Origin of the sequence: Aeromonas sp. (assembly GCF_050252055.1) — a bacterium.
In the GTDB taxonomy this organism is placed as follows: Bacteria; Pseudomonadota; Gammaproteobacteria; order Enterobacterales; family Aeromonadaceae; genus Aeromonas; species Aeromonas caviae.
The window spans coordinates 523849-538572 of record NZ_JBFWLQ010000001.1 but is presented as its reverse complement, the minus strand read 5'-3'; the positions used below and the strand labels follow the sequence as shown (position 1 = coordinate 538572).

The window sequence follows — 14724 nt, the reverse complement described above, 5'->3', positions numbered from 1 at the left end:
CTACATCGGGGCGTACTTGCCCGCAGGCATGTATAGCATTTGTCGGGAGTAAAGGATCAGGGGCGCGACAAATTATACCTGCCCCGCTCCCCGACTTGCCGCCGCATCGCGCTGCTCGCGGCTCAGGGTCGAGACCAGTCTGTCGTCCAGATAGAGATCCAGTCGCTCCCCGCGCATCTCCCCCCGCATCAGGCTGCGCTGACCGTCGATGTAGTGGATCTCCATCTGGGCGGTGCGCTCGTCCGGGTAGCTCACCTCTACCTCGCGCACCCCTTGGGGCAGCAGGGCCAGCGGCACCTGGTTGAGGGCAGGATCCAGGTGCTGGTTCACCTTGATGATCGCATCGCTCTTCTGATCCACCAGGGCGGGCGCCTTGCCGGTGATGGGGTTCTTGCCGGACCAGAATTCGATGGTGTTGAACACGAAGAGATCCGCCGTGGCCGCCAGGCCATAGACGGGGGAAAGGAGCACGAAGACGCCGGCACGACCGTAGCGGTTGTCCACCACGCTGAGGTTGCCCTTGGTCACCATGGAAGAGAGGCCCATCTGACCCATGCAACCACCGAGCCCCAGGCTCGCCCCCACTCCCAGCAGCAGGGCCAGTGCCCTGCCTCTCTGTCGTACTGCCATTGTTGTCTACCTGCTCAATAAAAAGGAGGCGGCAGCCTAAACAAGGGGGCCGGGCGGCACAATGACGAAGGGGGGCCTCATACAGCCAGGGTTCAGCCTGGCCGTCCGATCGCTCACTCTGTTGGCAATCTTGCGGTCAGCCCCTCAGATGGAGAGGGCGGACACCGTCTGGGAGACCCTGTCCGCCTCCTGGTGGATCTCGCTCATCAGCTTGTCCACGCCGGCGATCTGCTGCTTGCCGAGTTCGGCGCTGCCCGCCACCCCGGCCATGTCGTCGGTCACCCTGGCGGTCAGCTCGCGGTTCTTCTGCACCACCCTGGCGATCTCGTCGGTAGAGAGCGACGTGCGGGCGGCCAGCTGGCGCACCTCGTCCGCCACCACCGCAAACCCGCGCCCCTGCTCCCCCGCCCGCGCCGCCTCGATGGCGGCGTTCAGGGCCAGCAGATTGGTCTGATCGGCGATGGCGCTGATGGTCGAGACGATGGCCTCGATGCTTCTGGACTGCTCGTTGAGCTGGCCGATGAGGGCGATGGCCTCATCCACCTGGGAAGCGATGAGGGAAGAGGTCTGCACCACGGCGCGCAGCAAGCCCGCCCCCTCCTCTGCGCTGTGCAGGGTCTCCTGGGCGGTGCTGTGGGCCAGGCGGGCGGCCTCCCGGGTCGCGTGGTTCTGCTCGATGCGCGCGGTGATGTCGCTGGCGAACTTCACCACCCGCACCACCTTGCCGCTACCATCCCGGATGGGGTTGTAGGTCGCCTCCAGCCAGACGGCCTGCCCCCGGCTGTTGTGGCGCATGAAGAGGCCGGATTTGAACTGACCCCGGGCCAGTTCTTCCCAGAAACGGGGCTGCTCGCGCAGAAAGGCCTCGTCACAGAAGATCCTGTGGTGCCTGCCCGCGATCTCACTCAGGGTGTAACCCATGACGCTCAGGAAGTTGGTATTGGCATGGAGGATGTCGCCGTTCGGGGTGAACTCGATCATGGCCCGGGAGCGGTCCAGTGCCTCGGTCAGCGCCTCGAGCCGCCCAAGCCGCTGGTGCTGTTCGGTGACGTCGCTGGCAATCTTGAGTACCCGGGTCACCCGGCCCTGGTGCTTCACCGGGAAATAGGTCGCCTCCAGCCAGCGCGTCTCCCCCTGCCGGTTCACGCGCTCGAAGGTGCCTGACTGCACCTCCCCCTGGGCCAGGCGGCGCCAGAACTGGCGATAGTCACCGGACTCCCCCCAGGCCCTTGGACAGAGCTGGCTGTGGGGCTGCCCAATCAGTTCGGCGGCACCATATCCCATCAGGGCCAGGAAAGGGGGGCTCGCCTCCTGGATGATCCCCTCCGGGCTGAAGATGACGGTGGCGGCACCCGCCTTGATCGCCTCTATGATGCCCTGCTCCTCGTCGAGCCGGGTCTGGCATGCCTGCAACTGCGCTTTGAGCTTCTGATTGAACATGACACTTCTTCCTCGTTGACCATCCCCATGGGCACCACGGCCTCACCCACAGAGGGTATCGGCACCGCCAGCGCCGACATAAGTGGTCGGACGACTGAAACGAATGGGGCGCGCAGTGTATAGAAAAGCGGCGATGCCGCCAAGGGCTCCCAGTACGCAGCCCTTGTGAAAGAGGATCAACTCGGTGCAGAAAAAGAGGAGGCTAACGGCCAGGTACGCACTCGAGGCAGGCGGGATTGCCGGCAAAGCCGAACCGTTCGTAGATCGCGCGCCCATCACTGCTGGCATGGAGCCACAGCTTGCCCAGTTGCTGCTCGCGGGCATACGCCACCATGGCCACCAGCAGGGCATTCGCCATTCCCCGTCTGCGCCAGGCCGGCTGGGTGTAGATGTTGAGCAGGTACCCTTCCCGCCCCGCCAGATTGCCCGGGTAGGGCGGGCGCACGAAGAGTGCCAGGGTGGCGCACGCCACCACCTCGCCCTCCTCTTCCACCACCCAGCTACGGGCGCTGCCCTCTTCCTGCGCCTGAATGAAGTAGGCCTGCGTCGCCTCCCTGAGGACCGGATCCTCATCGGGCCGGGCAAGTTCCCCCACCTCGCAAAAGAGCGCCATGCGCAGTGTCGTCAGGGCAGGAATATCGGCCGCCAGGGCCTCGCGTACCTTCATCTCTTCTCCTTTGCATTCCTTTCCCACCCGTCAGTCAGGCAGGGCTCGTGTGCGGCCACCTTACGCCGGAGGCGAGCGACGGGCAAGGCGCCAGCTGTCGAGCCCCAGGGGGCCCGCCCCCCACACGGCCAGGGTCAGCAGCATCCAGCCCCACAACTGGTGATCGTGAAAGCCCCCCGCCCAGAGGGCCGGGTAGGAGATGACCGCCATGGCGTTGAAGCCAAAGAGCAGCAAGGCGACCGGACGGGTGAAGAGGCCCGCCAGCAGGAAGAGGGGCAGCAACAGCTCGGTCGCCGTGCCCGCATAGGCCGCCCACTGCCAGGGCAGCAGGGGCACCTGATATTCGAACTCGAACAGATAGAGGGTGCTGTCCCAGGCCGTTAACTTGAGCCAGCCGGATCGCAGAAAAATGGTGGCGACCCAGAGCCTGGCAAGCAGCAACAGGCCACCGCTGCACCAGGGCAAGATGCGTTCAACAAGGGGGCCAAGGGGCCTGGCAAGGGTTTGCATTGTCATGGGGCAAGCTCCAGATCGACCAGCAGGTCGAGGGTGATGAGGGGGGCTAGGTGTTCGGCCATGGCGGGATCCTGAGCCAGCAGGCTGGCCAGCGGCCTGCCCTGCAGGCAGCCTTGCAGCAGACGCCAGGCGGCGGCATCCAGGGGAATGGGGTCGACCCGGTGTCCGGGGCGTTTCTTGAGTGCTAGGGAGCAGACAGCATCCAGTTCCCTGACCGTCTCACCGCCGTGCAGGGCCATCTGCCAGAGCGCCAGCACCGGATGGGGGCTCTCCAGGAGTTGCAGATCGCAGGCAGGATGCAGCACCAGCCGCTCCCAGTGGTCAGGGGTCATGGCGGCAAGCCGCTCGGCGGGCCAGCGCCGCGTCTCTGGCGCAAGCAGCGAGACCCGCTCCAGCCCCCACTCGAAGCGGGCCAGATCCCCGAGCCAGGGCAACGCGGCCGTGGTGGGCAAGCGTACCAACCAGTCGCCAAAGCCCTCCCCGTAGTCCATGACGCTCCCCTCCTCCAGAGGTGCCGCCAGCACGAACCCTCGTGCCGCCGCCTCAAAGAAGGTCTCGCCAACCATGGCGCGTACCGCGGGGTAGCTGCTGGCGAGCACCTCGGTGAGGCCGAGGATGAAGTTGTTGCGATAGATCTGCAACAGGGCGTCGGGGGCAAAGCGTCCCGGCTGGATGTGCCCGAGGATGGCATCATCCTGGCCGAGCAGACCGCTCGCAAAAGCGCGTTGCAGGGAAGCAAGCTCACACATGGGCTGCCTCCCCGAGCAGACCGCTCGCAAAAGTACCTTGCGGGGAAACACGCTCAGACATGGGCGGCCTCCCTGGATGTTTGCTGCGCCGTGCTCAGGATCTCGCTGGCACGCTGCGCCTCTCCCAGCAGCACCGGCAGCGGGGGGATCGCCAGATCCCATTCAATCAGGGTGGGGATGGCGCGCTGCTGGCAGACCTGCTCGTAGAGCGCCCAGACGGACTCGGCCACGGGGGTGCTGTGGGTGTCGATATAGAGGGGCCCCTGGGGCAGGTGCTTCTCGGTAAAACCGGCCAGGTGAATTTCGCCGACCGTGTCGAGGTCGATAGTCGCCAGATAGTCGTCCACTTCCAGGCCGTGATTGACCGCGCTCACATGGAGGTTGTTGAGATCGAGCAGGACGCCGCAACCGCTGCGCCCAGCCAGCTCGGCCAGAAACTCGGCCTCCCCCATCTCCCCCGCCAGTTGCAGGTAGGAGGAGGGATTCTCGATGAGCAGTTGTCTGCCCAGTGTCTGCTGCACCCGATCTATCTTGTCGCTCATGTGCAAAAGAGCGGCCCGGGTGTAGGGCATGGGCAACAGATCGTTGAAATAGCGCCCGCCGATGCTGCCCCAGCTCAGGTGCTCCGACACCCGCACCGGCGAGATGGCCGCCACCAGGGCTGCCAGCTGGCGCAGGTGCCCGGCATCGAGCGGATCGGCGGAGCCCAGCGACATGCCGACTCCGTGAAGGCTCACGGGGTAGTGCCTCGCAAGCTCCGCCAGCACCTCGAAGCCCTGGCTGTGGCGCTCGAAGTAGTTTTCGCTGTGTACCTCAAGCCAACCCACTCCGGGCAGGGTGTGGCGGATCTCGTCGTAGTGCGGGGGGCGTAAACCGATACCGATCAAGGGGTTCATGGCTGGGCTCTCAATAGATAGGGCCATGATGTGGCGGGCGCCACACCATGGCATGCGGCTTACTTGGGTTGCAGGGACCCGCCAGCGAGCTTCTCGCACAGCCCCTTGGGCACTACCACGAAGGCATCCCCCTGGGCATCCATCTTGGCGGTGCCGGCGCAGGATCCGCCCTTGGTGGCGCAATCGTTCTTGCCCGCCTTGACCACGCCGTAGCACTTCTCCTTGTCATCCGCAGCCATGGCCGGCGCGGCGATGAACTGGGCACCCAGGGCCAGCAGACCCGTCATGGCAGAGGCGATGGCAGTACTTTTTTTCACGTTCATGTCTCTATTCCTTGTTGTCGAGAGTGATGTCTCCGGCGCATCTCATCCGGCTACGTTCAATAGAACCGGACGAGGGGGGAAAAGATTTCCCAAAAAACGGCACTAACTCGCTATTAACAAACAAGAAATCAGTAACCATCTGATTTAAAGGCATAAAATACGATGAAAAAAACAGGACGATGAGTTCCTCTCCCATGGTGTTCATGGCCGTTGACCCCGTCACTCGCCGTCCACCCCTTGTCTGCTTTGCACCCGAGGGGCCTATAGTGTCTTGAGTCCTTCCACCCAAAGGTGTCCCATGAACGCTCCCCGTCCCCCCAGATGCACCCTGTCGCTGCCCATCTTCATCCCGGGTCTGCTCTTCATCCTGGCGCTGCTGGCCATCTGCTCCCTGGCCCCGGAGGCCGCCGCCCGCTTCTTCGGCAGCGGCCAGAGCTGGATAGCCCAGCACTTCAGCTGGTTCTATGTGCTGGTGGTCGGCATGTTCCTGATCCTGCTGCTGGTGATCGCCTTCAGCCACTTTGGCAACATTCGCCTCGGGCCGGACGATGCCCGCCCGGAGTTCAGCTTCACCTCCTGGCTCGCCATGCTGTTCGCCGCCGGCATGGGGATAGGGCTCATGTATTTCGGGGTGGGCGAGCCCATGAGCCACTTCGTCTCCCCGCCCCAGGCGACGCCCCTGACCCAGTTGGCCGCCCGCGAGGCCATGGTCACCACCTTCTTCCACTGGGGCTTTCACGCCTGGGCCGTCTACGCCATCGTCGGCCTGGTGCTGGCCTACTTCGGCTTTCGCTACAACCTGCCCCTGACCATCCGCTCCGGCCTCTATCCCATCTTCAAGGAGAAGATCCACGGGCCGCTCGGCCACGCGGTGGACGTCTTCGCCCTGGTGGGCACCATCTTCGGCATCGCCACCACCTTGGGCTATGGCGTGATGCAACTCTCGGCGGGGATCACCCGCCTCACCGGCATGGACACCTCGGGGGAGCTGTTTCGCTTCGGCCTCATCGGGGTCGTCATCGCCCTCGCCGGCATCTCGGCGGTCACCGGTCTCGACAAGGGGGTGAAGCGCCTCTCCGAGCTCAACCTCTTTCTCGCCATCGTGCTCCTGCTGTTCGTGCTGGTAGCCGGCCCCACCCAGTACCTGCTGGGAGCCCTCTCGGAGAACATTGGCAACTATGTCTCCTCTTTAAGCCAGCTCACCTTCCGCACCTTCACCTACAGCGAGACCCGCCAGGCGGGCTGGTTCGGCAACTGGACCCTGCTCTACTGGGCCTGGTGGATCTCCTGGTCCCCCTTCGTCGGCCTCTTCATCGCCCGCATCTCCCGCGGACGCACCCTGCGCGAATTCATCCTCGGCGTCCTGTTCGTGCCCACCGCCTTCAACCTGCTCTGGATGACGGTGTTCGGCAACGCCGCCATCTGGGCCAGCCAGCATGAGGGGGGCACAAGCCTCATCGACTCGGTCGGCAACATCGACACCCTGCTGTTCAACTTCTTTGACCTCTTGCCGGGAGCGGACATCACCTCGGCCCTCGCGGTGATCCTCATCAGCGTCTTCTTCGTCACCTCCGCCGACTCGGGCGCCTTCGTCATCGACAACATCGCTACCCAGGGCAAGGAGGGCTCACCGATCTGGCAGCGCCTGTTCTGGGCTCTGCTGCTCGGGGTCACCGCGGGTACCCTGATGAGCACAGGGGGGCTGGCGGCGCTCCAGTCCATGACCCTCATCGCCGCCCTGCCGTTTGCCTTCATCATGGTGCTGCTCTGCCTCGGACTCTGCCGCGGCCTTGTCGCAGACAAGGAGCACTCGGCCAGGCGCCTCTCCCCCGCCACTGACTTCTGGAACGGCAAGCAGTGGCGCACCCGGATGGATCACCTGTTGCGCCCCTCCACCGAGCAGGAGGCCCGCGCCTTTGTGGACAAGGTCGCCCTGCCCGCCCTGACGGCCCTGAGTCAGGAGTTCGCTGCCCGGGGCATCACCAGCCGGGTCGAAGAGGATGGGCCGGATCAGTGCCATCTGCTGGTGCCCCAGCAAGGTCGCCGGGACTTCTGCTACGGGGTGCGCATCGAGGCCCGCCCCGCTCCCGCCTTCAACCCCCTGGAGGCGGCCCACAACCACGATCCCGAGGCCCGCATCTTCGAGCCCATCACCTATTTTGCCGATGGCCGCGCCGGTTACGACATCCAGTACCTGACCCGGGACGAGCTGAGTGCCGACGTCTTGCGCCAGTACGAGCGCTATCTGGTGCTGAGCCAGGACGAGGGGCAGGATCTGCTGAGCAGCGCCCCCGAACATACCCAGCCAACCCAGGGAGAGTGATGACCAGGCAGGGGTCAAGTCAGCTCCCCGCCCGGGGCTTATGGCCGAGCACACTGGCGGCGAGGGCTGCCCCCACCACCCATCACAACAGAGAAAGGGGCCCCAGGGCCCCTTTCTCGTCACTGCCTCAACCAGCGTTGATTTCAGAGCCTCAACCGGCTCAGGCGGTTTTCACGCACTTCTGGATAAAGCTGTTCTTGGCCGCCCCGGCGAGCTTTTTATCCGCCGCCGCCTTCTCGCACTGGGTCGCCTTGTCGGCGGCCCCGTCCGTCTTCAGGCACTTTTGAACGAAACTGTTCTTGGCCGCACCGGCCAGCTTCTTGTCGGCGGCCGCTTTCTCACACTGACTCGCCTTGGCACTGGCGGAGGCATCCTTGACACACTTGCCCACAAAGCTGGTCTTGGCGGCGCCCGCCAGCTTCTTCACCACCGCCTGGGCCTCGCACTCTTGCTGCGCGCCAGAGGTCGCGCTCTGGGCTACCCCCATTCCCATGCCCATGACCGTCACACACAGACTCAACACCATCAGGATCCGCTTCATATGTCACACTCCCATCGTTCTATCCATTGTGGTTGGCCCCCACTCACGCGGGCCAAACGAGGCACTCTCGCCTCGCTGCACTATAGTCCCCCCGCCCCGTGACAACAAAAAGCCCCTTCCTTGCCGACAACCCCATCCTTGCCCCCGCTCCGGCCACCCGGCGCCTTCGCTTCAATTGTTGAGCTGGCGCAAAAAATCCAGTCATTCCCTGCGGTTGCGTCAACTTTTGACTGGTTTGCGTATGAGGCTTGAGGATATGCTGGTCATTCGGCGCCTACAGCACCATCCGGGCCCCGCCCGCTGGTCCATGGAGCGCATTGGAAGCTGTAATCCAAAGGGAGGTAGCGTGGATTTAATTAAATATCTATTAAGGAGAAAGGTAGGTGTCTGATATTTTTGGAATAATTGAAGATTAATAGAAGGAGCATTTAGATTAATAAACCCCATGCAATTTAATTTGTTAAATAAAAACAATATGACACTCCAAAAACTAACGTCAGGATATTAATATGCTACCATCTTCATTAAGGTTAACAAAAATAAATTTAACGAATTTTAAGGCTTTCGATGAGCTTAGTGTCTCATTCCCACAAAAAATAAATTTAATAATGGGTGAAAACAGCTCAGGGAAATCATCTATTATTAAATCAATTATTGCTATGAAACAGACCTTTTCTGTTACAAATGAATATGAAGTATTCGCAGCAAATGGCGACTATGTCGAGCTTGGAATTTATGGTGACTATGTTCATTCACATGATGACAAGAAAGATATTATTTTCGGATTTGAATTCCATGGCGAAAAATATGAGCAAGAAATAACAAGGTGGTGGGTACCGCACCCTCATATAGATTGGGAACATCTTGAGTACGAGCCACTAGATAATAACAATATTATAGAGAATCATGAGCCCCCTCTATCAAGCTTAATCGAAATAACTTATGATAAAGATTATAAAACCAGTCAAGCTCGTCTAAAATCTATAAAAATCACGACTCATATAAAATCATATGGCCCAGCATCTTTCTATGTGGATCGAGCAAAAACTAGAAGCCACTACTATTTAAAAGCTGACCGTAGTCTTGTGGACTGGATAATAGATAATCATGAGCATATAGACATAGAGAAAAATAAACGCTCTGACTTCCTGCTAAAAAATTACCTGAGAATGGAAAAAGCAAACAGATTAGATTTTGAGTTAATGAGTCCATCTCCACAATTTGACTCCCTATCTGACTCATATGAATTCAACTATCTTTCTGATGAGATATTTGAAATATTCAATGAGGCATTAAAAAAAATGTTATCTACTTTAGATAGTAACACCTATTATTTAGCACCAATTCGTTCCAGTCCTCTTAGAAGCTATAAACGCTCTTCGCATAGTAAATCAATTGGTATCAGTGGTGCTTACTCAGCAAGTGTACTTGCGAATCTACAAGCTGCTGCATCGAGAGGGTCCACCATTGAGCGTGAAAAGCTTACAAAACTTAATAGCTGGTTACACATTATATTTCCCAATACAAGAATAAAAGCACAAACAATTGACGAACTTGTTAAAATAAAACTTGAAAATAATACGCTCCAAAGCGAAGACACGATTACTGATGTTGGGTTTGGATTCTCTCAAGTCTTACCAATTTTGATTCAAGGTGCACTGCTAAACCCAAATGAATTGCTAATAATTGAACAACCAGAATTACACCTACATCCAAATGCTCAATTCTTGTTCGCTCAGGTACTGTGTTCAATGGCAAACAGTGGAGTGAAATTACTGATCGAAACCCATAGCGAACATTTACTTCGAGGGATACAGCTGGAGATCTCTAAACACCGCATAAACAACTCTACAGGTATTAGTCATAAAGACTTAAATATTATGTATATAAACAAGAATGAAAAGGATATAAATTATATACATGTGAATGAGTTTGGGGAAGTAACATCAAATTGGCCTTCTGGTTTTTTAGATGCTGCGTATAACGCAACTATGGAAATCATGAAGAATAAAAGCATGAAGGTAAAATCATGATTTGTGCTGTCAGCTCATCATCAATTACCACATTGATGCTAAATCAACAAATGAACTCCAGTGTTAATGCCTTCAAATTTGTATTGAGCCATCATTTCATTGAGCATATTAATGTAAAATTTCAAAATGACCCTGCACGATTAGATTTATTTAAGCAATGGCTTGCATACAGAGCGAATTTTGAAAATAGAGTTAGATATATTGGTGAGGATGAAGTTCTTGAATACTTTAATATTCAGGGGGAGGATGACATCTATGCTTCGTGTGCATACTTCGCTGGCCACTTTATATTTGATGAACTAACTCATCAAAGCCAAACATATGCTGATTATGGAATTGATGTAAGTAGCATAATCAATTATCAAAACTTCCTCGGACGTGGTGATAACCCTATTTTTGAAAAAACTCTGACTGATGGTGGGAATGAATCACCAAATGCCTTATGTAAATATTTTAAAAATGAAAGCAATGTCACTTTCATTGATAACTATATAAACAAAAAATCTATTGACTTCATTAAACATGTCATTATGGGACTACGTAATGGTGCTCATGTAACGATAGTTACAAAAAAAGCCTCCTTTAATAAAGCCAAGAGCTTTGTTTGCAATGACATTGCAGCTGTGAGAAGTGACTTAAATATTTATTTCTATTATCTAGATGAGGATAAAGAATTCCATGATAGACATATACTAATCGGGAATAGAATATATATTCGTTCAACATCTGGGCTTGATGCATTTTCATATAATGGCTTATGGAATAACCGAGAAGGAACTTTTAGCGTCTACGATGTGCATGAGTCGACCACCGTAAAAAACTTCAATGCAAGGGATATATCAGGGAGCTTGATCGCAATGAAAATAAAGAGAGTAGATGTTTAATAGCCTGAAATCTGGGGCCCATATTTGTCTAAATATACCATAGCGATTATCACATAGAGTGGCTTAGGGAAAAACAACAGCAACCGGGCTACTGCTCATGGTTACCGGGAATAAAAAACCATCCCGCCCGGGATGGTTTTTTATTGGATGGCTTGAAGGGCAAGGACCTTCTTACCACCGTCCCTGGGGTGGCTGCTGGTTTCGCGACTCCACCATGGCAATGAGGATGGCCATCAGGCTCGATATCAGCATCAGCCCAATGGCGATGGGAAACGTCACCAGGATGTAAGAGAAACGCCCGATCTCTGCCGCCGGAGAGTCCGATAGCATGATCATTGGCAGGGGGAAGACCAATAACAGGGCCAGGTAAAACATGATCCTGGCGATCATCAAGGGGGTTTTGAGGGACTGGGTCACTATTTTTCGGTACGGCCACATGATGGTTTGCTCCCTGCACTGTGGTGTTGTTGTCGATAAGCCGCGCCGTCGAGGCATCTGCGGCTCTGCTCGTCCATGAAGGGTGTCAAGCAGTCCCCTGATTAGCAGCCACGGCAGACCGGGTCAACGGGCCACGGGGGGCCGGAAATGACCCACAGACAGGGTTGTGCTGCCAGGGGCGAACTAACAACGAGAGTGCAAACCAGATTCGTAAAAATGTCGCAGCAATCACTGTCGGTGCACTTTCTGCCAGCAGGTTGTGAGGCACAACCAAAACGGGGAGTTGCGCCGTTGGCAGCGCTGTGATGCCCCCTCCCAGGCAGAGCGGTGCCCTGCGTGCGGCTCGGGTTCTCCGGCCTGCATGGCTTGGCTCTTGCTATTCAATCTGGCTAGCCTATCTGGCTGCACGGCCTTGATGGTAAGCCTTGATTACGCACACTATACACGCACTCTGGCTACGCCGAGCCAGTGTGACTGCGCTAGTCAGTTGGCCGATAGCAGGGCTGCTGCGCCACCAGCAGCGTGGTGCCGTAGGAGTTGTCCACCGTGCAGCGCCACTGCCCGCCAGGCTCTTTGCGAAACACATAGGTGGCGCGCCGGGTTTCATCGATCCACCCCTCCCCGCCCGGGTAGCGCAGCCGGGTCTCCATGATCACCAGGGCATTGTCGGCCCCCTCGATCACCTCCATGGCCCCCTGGGTCACCTCAAGCTGACCGTCAAAGTAATCGGAGATGGCACTGAAGGCGCGGCGGATGGCGGGAATGCCACGCACCACCATGCCGGGTTTGACCACCAGGGCGGCGTCTTCGGCGTAGAAGGCCATCAGGGAGTCGAAGTCGCACCGGGAGATGGCGGCGTCACAGGTCTCGATCAGGGTGCGAAGGGGATGCGGGCTCATGCCGTGCTCCTTGTTTCAGGGGTATAGGGCGGGTTCCCCGCCCTATACCGGACATCAATACCGGACATAAAAAAATCCCCCGCTCTCGTGAAAAAGCGGGGGATCGTCAGCGTCTCATGACGGCTTAACCGAGCAGGAAGGCCTTGAGGCGGCCAAAGTCAGCGGGCAGATCGTGGGACAGGAGCGGGAGCGCGGCATGCTTGGCGAGCGGGCCCGGCAGCGGCACATCCAGATTCAGGATCTCGTCCACCGACTCCTTGAACTTGGCCGGATGGGCGGTGCAGAGGAATACACCGACCTCGTCTTGCCCAAGCTGCTCGTTCAGCAGATCCCAGGCAATCGCCCCGTGGGGCTCGCACAGGTAATCCAGCTGATGCAGGCGTTTGAGCGCATCGCGGGTCTGGGCATCGTCACGCATCCCTGAGCCCAAGGTTTCCAGCGCCCAGCCCTTGCGACGGCACAGCTCTTCCACGCGAGGCCAGTTGTTGGGGCGGCTCACGTCCATGGCGTTCGACAGGGTCGCGACCGTCTGGTGCGGCTCCCACTGGCCGGTTTTCAGGTAGCGCGGCACGGTGTCGTTGGCGTTGGTGGCGGCGATAAAGCGCTTCACCGGCAGCCCCAGCGCCTTGGCGATGAGACCCGCGGTGAGGTTGCCAAAGTTGCCGGACGGCACACTGATGACCGCCTTGGCCCGTTGGGCTTTCGGCAACTGGGCCACGGCTTCGAAGTAGTAGCAGACCTGGGCCAGCAGGCGGCTGATGTTGATGGAGTTGGCGGAGTTGAGGCCGATGGCGGTCTTGAGCCCTTCATCGTCGAAGGCATCTTTGACCAGTGCCTGACAGGCATCGAAGTCACCGTCGATGGCGAGGGTACGGATGTTTCCGCCGAGGGTGCAGAAGAGCGCCTCCTGCAAAGGGCTTATCTTGCCCTTGGGGTAGAGGATCACCACTTCAATCCCCTCCAGGCCGTAGAAGGCGTGGGCCACGGCGGCACCGGTGTCGCCGGAGGTGGCGGTGAGGATGGTGATCTTGTCATTGGTTCTGAACGCAGCCAGACACTGGGCCATAAAGCGGCCGCCGAAATCCTTGAACGCCAGGGTCGGGCCGTGGAACAGCTCGAGGGCATAGGTGCCATCTTTGAGCTTCACCAGGGGCGCCGGGAAGGTGAAAGCAGCATCGATAAGCTCGCTCACCTTGGCAGTCGGCACTTCGTCACCCAGCAGGTGGCTCAGGATGCGGGCCGAGCGCTCGGCCAGCGGCAGATCCAGCAGGGCATCCACGTCGGCCAGCGGCTCCAGGGTCTCTGGGAAGAACAGCCCCTGCTCGCGGCCCAGACCCTGACGCACCGCCTGGGCGAAGCTCACCTGTTCACTCTTGTCCTTGATGTTGTAAAGATTCATAGCTCGCTTCCTGTTACCCGTGCCCCGGCCATGTCCAGTTTGCAGACCCGGGCAAATCCATCTTCATTGCGCACGAAGTGCGCTTCCATCCACTCTTTCATGCGTTCGGCCTGGGCCAGATCCTTCATCACCACGAACACGGTGGGACCGGACCCCGAGATGCCAGTGGCGAGCGCCCCGTTCTGGGCCCCCTGGGCCCGCACCTCGTTGAAGCCTTCAATCAGGGCCGCGCGATAAGGCTCGGCGATCACGTCTTTCAGGACGCTGGCGGCCAGCCCTTCCTGGCGGCTGTAGCTGGCATGCACGAAGGCGGCAAGCCGGCGGCCATAGGTGAGGCAGTCCTGGCGGCGATACTGGGCCGGCAGGATGGCGCGGGCGGCAGCGGTGGAGACCACGGTGCCCGGGTAGCAGACCACCCAGTACCACTCGTCAAACACCGGGATGCCCTGGCTGATGACGCCCCCCTCCTCCAGCACCAGCTGCATGCCGCCCAGATAACAGGGCGCCACGTTGTCGTAATGGACGGAGCCGGAGATCTTCCCTTCCATCTCCCCCATCAACAGCAGCAGGTCGTGTTCATTCAGGGGCGCGCCGTGGAAGGCGTTGAGCCCTTCCAGCGCCGCCACCACGCTGCAGGCGCTCGATCCCAGGCCCGAGCCCACCGGCAGGTTCTTCTCCAGCACCATTTCCAGCGGCTTGAGACCCAGGCCGCGCTTCTCCAGCGCCTCGCCATAGGCGACCCAGCAGTCGTGGAGGATGTTCTTTTTCGGGTCGTCCGGCAACTTGTGGGCGTAACGGCCCACAGAGGAGAGAGCGAAAGGCACCTCTGCCGATTTGACCTGGACGCGGTCCCCCAGCAGGGAGCCATCCACGGGGGCGAGCGCCGCCCCCAGGACGTCAAAACCCACGCTCAGGTTGGCGCTGGAGGCCGGGGCATAGGCCACCACGCTGCCGCCGATTTCTACATTCGGGTTCATCTCTGAACT

15 protein-coding genes are annotated in these 14724 nt (G+C 58.5%); 3 read left to right on the top strand and 12 right to left on the bottom strand.

The features are described from left to right. Positions 1–72: 72 nt before the first annotated feature. The 7 genes from AB7E19_RS02405 to AB7E19_RS02375 all read right to left on the bottom strand — a co-directional run bounded on the left by AB7E19_RS02405 (position 73) and on the right by AB7E19_RS02375 (position 5221). Positions 73–630 (bottom strand): DUF3332 domain-containing protein, encoded by a 558-nt coding sequence (locus AB7E19_RS02405; protein ID WP_427934571.1) that lies wholly within the window; start codon positions 628–630, stop codon positions 73–75. Positions 631–774: 144 nt separating this feature from the next. Further along, on the bottom strand, positions 775–2070 hold the full coding sequence (locus AB7E19_RS02400; RefSeq protein WP_427934570.1) for a methyl-accepting chemotaxis protein: 1296 nt from the start codon (positions 2068–2070) through the stop codon (positions 775–777). A gap of 202 nt (positions 2071–2272) precedes the next feature. Then, entirely contained in the window at positions 2273–2737 is a 465-nt protein-coding gene (locus AB7E19_RS02395; RefSeq protein ID WP_336583167.1) for a GNAT family N-acetyltransferase, read from the bottom strand. 60 nt (positions 2738–2797) lie between these two features. Next, the gene (locus AB7E19_RS02390; protein WP_270668152.1) at positions 2798–3253 is read right to left on the bottom strand and encodes a DoxX family protein; all 456 of its coding nucleotides are present in this window, start codon (positions 3251–3253) and stop codon (positions 2798–2800) included. After that, complete coding sequence (locus tag AB7E19_RS02385) at positions 3250–4002, bottom strand: DNA-binding domain-containing protein (RefSeq protein WP_202042204.1); 753 nt, start codon at positions 4000–4002, stop codon at positions 3250–3252. Before AB7E19_RS02385 ends, AB7E19_RS02390 begins: the two co-directional genes overlap by 4 nt. Positions 4003–4055: 53 nt before the next feature. Next, on the bottom strand, positions 4056–4898 hold the full coding sequence (locus AB7E19_RS02380; protein WP_427934569.1) for a DUF692 domain-containing protein: 843 nt from the start codon (positions 4896–4898) through the stop codon (positions 4056–4058). Between the two features lie 59 nt (positions 4899–4957). Then, positions 4958–5221 (bottom strand): BufA1 family periplasmic bufferin-type metallophore, encoded by a 264-nt coding sequence (locus AB7E19_RS02375; RefSeq protein ID WP_010673595.1) that lies wholly within the window; start codon positions 5219–5221, stop codon positions 4958–4960. Positions 5222–5519: 298 nt separating this feature from the next. Here AB7E19_RS02375 and AB7E19_RS02370 point away from each other — a divergent pair, with 298 nt between their 5' ends. Further along, positions 5520–7544, top strand: a complete 2025-nt coding sequence (locus AB7E19_RS02370; RefSeq protein WP_427934568.1) for a BCCT family transporter — start codon at positions 5520–5522, stop codon at positions 7542–7544. Between the two features lie 160 nt (positions 7545–7704). Here the strand turns inward: AB7E19_RS02370 and AB7E19_RS02365 are convergent, their stop codons facing one another. Then, positions 7705–8085 (bottom strand): hypothetical protein, encoded by a 381-nt coding sequence (locus tag AB7E19_RS02365; protein WP_427934567.1) that lies wholly within the window; start codon positions 8083–8085, stop codon positions 7705–7707. A gap of 509 nt (positions 8086–8594) precedes the next feature. Here AB7E19_RS02365 and AB7E19_RS02360 point away from each other — a divergent pair. After that, positions 8595–10118 carry a DUF3696 domain-containing protein gene (locus AB7E19_RS02360; protein ID WP_279977862.1) on the top strand — a complete coding sequence of 508 codons (1524 nt, stop codon included), beginning with the start codon at positions 8595–8597 and terminating at the stop codon, positions 10116–10118. Continuing rightward, a complete protein-coding gene (locus AB7E19_RS02355) occupies positions 10115–11002 on the top strand; it encodes an MIT C-terminal domain-containing protein (RefSeq protein ID WP_427934565.1) in 888 nt (295 codons plus the stop codon). Before AB7E19_RS02360 ends, AB7E19_RS02355 begins: the two co-directional genes overlap by 4 nt. Before the next feature lie 171 nt (positions 11003–11173). Here AB7E19_RS02355 and AB7E19_RS02350 read toward each other — a convergent pair whose 3' ends face one another. The 4 genes from AB7E19_RS02350 to thrB form a co-directional block, all read right to left on the bottom strand. After that, positions 11174–11440, bottom strand: coding sequence for a hypothetical protein (locus tag AB7E19_RS02350; RefSeq protein WP_041214771.1), 267 nt, complete (start codon positions 11438–11440; stop codon positions 11174–11176). Between the two features lie 479 nt (positions 11441–11919). Then, on the bottom strand, positions 11920–12339 hold the full coding sequence (locus AB7E19_RS02345; protein WP_427934564.1) for a YybH family protein: 420 nt from the start codon (positions 12337–12339) through the stop codon (positions 11920–11922). A 124-nt stretch (positions 12340–12463) separates the two neighbouring features. Then, complete coding sequence (gene thrC / locus AB7E19_RS02340; RefSeq protein WP_427934563.1) at positions 12464–13738, bottom strand: threonine synthase; 1275 nt, start codon at positions 13736–13738, stop codon at positions 12464–12466. After that, a complete protein-coding gene (gene thrB / locus AB7E19_RS02335) occupies positions 13735–14715 on the bottom strand; it encodes a homoserine kinase (protein ID WP_010673589.1) in 981 nt (326 codons plus the stop codon). Before thrB ends, thrC begins: the two co-directional genes overlap by 4 nt. Between the last annotated feature and the right edge of the window lie 9 nt (positions 14716–14724).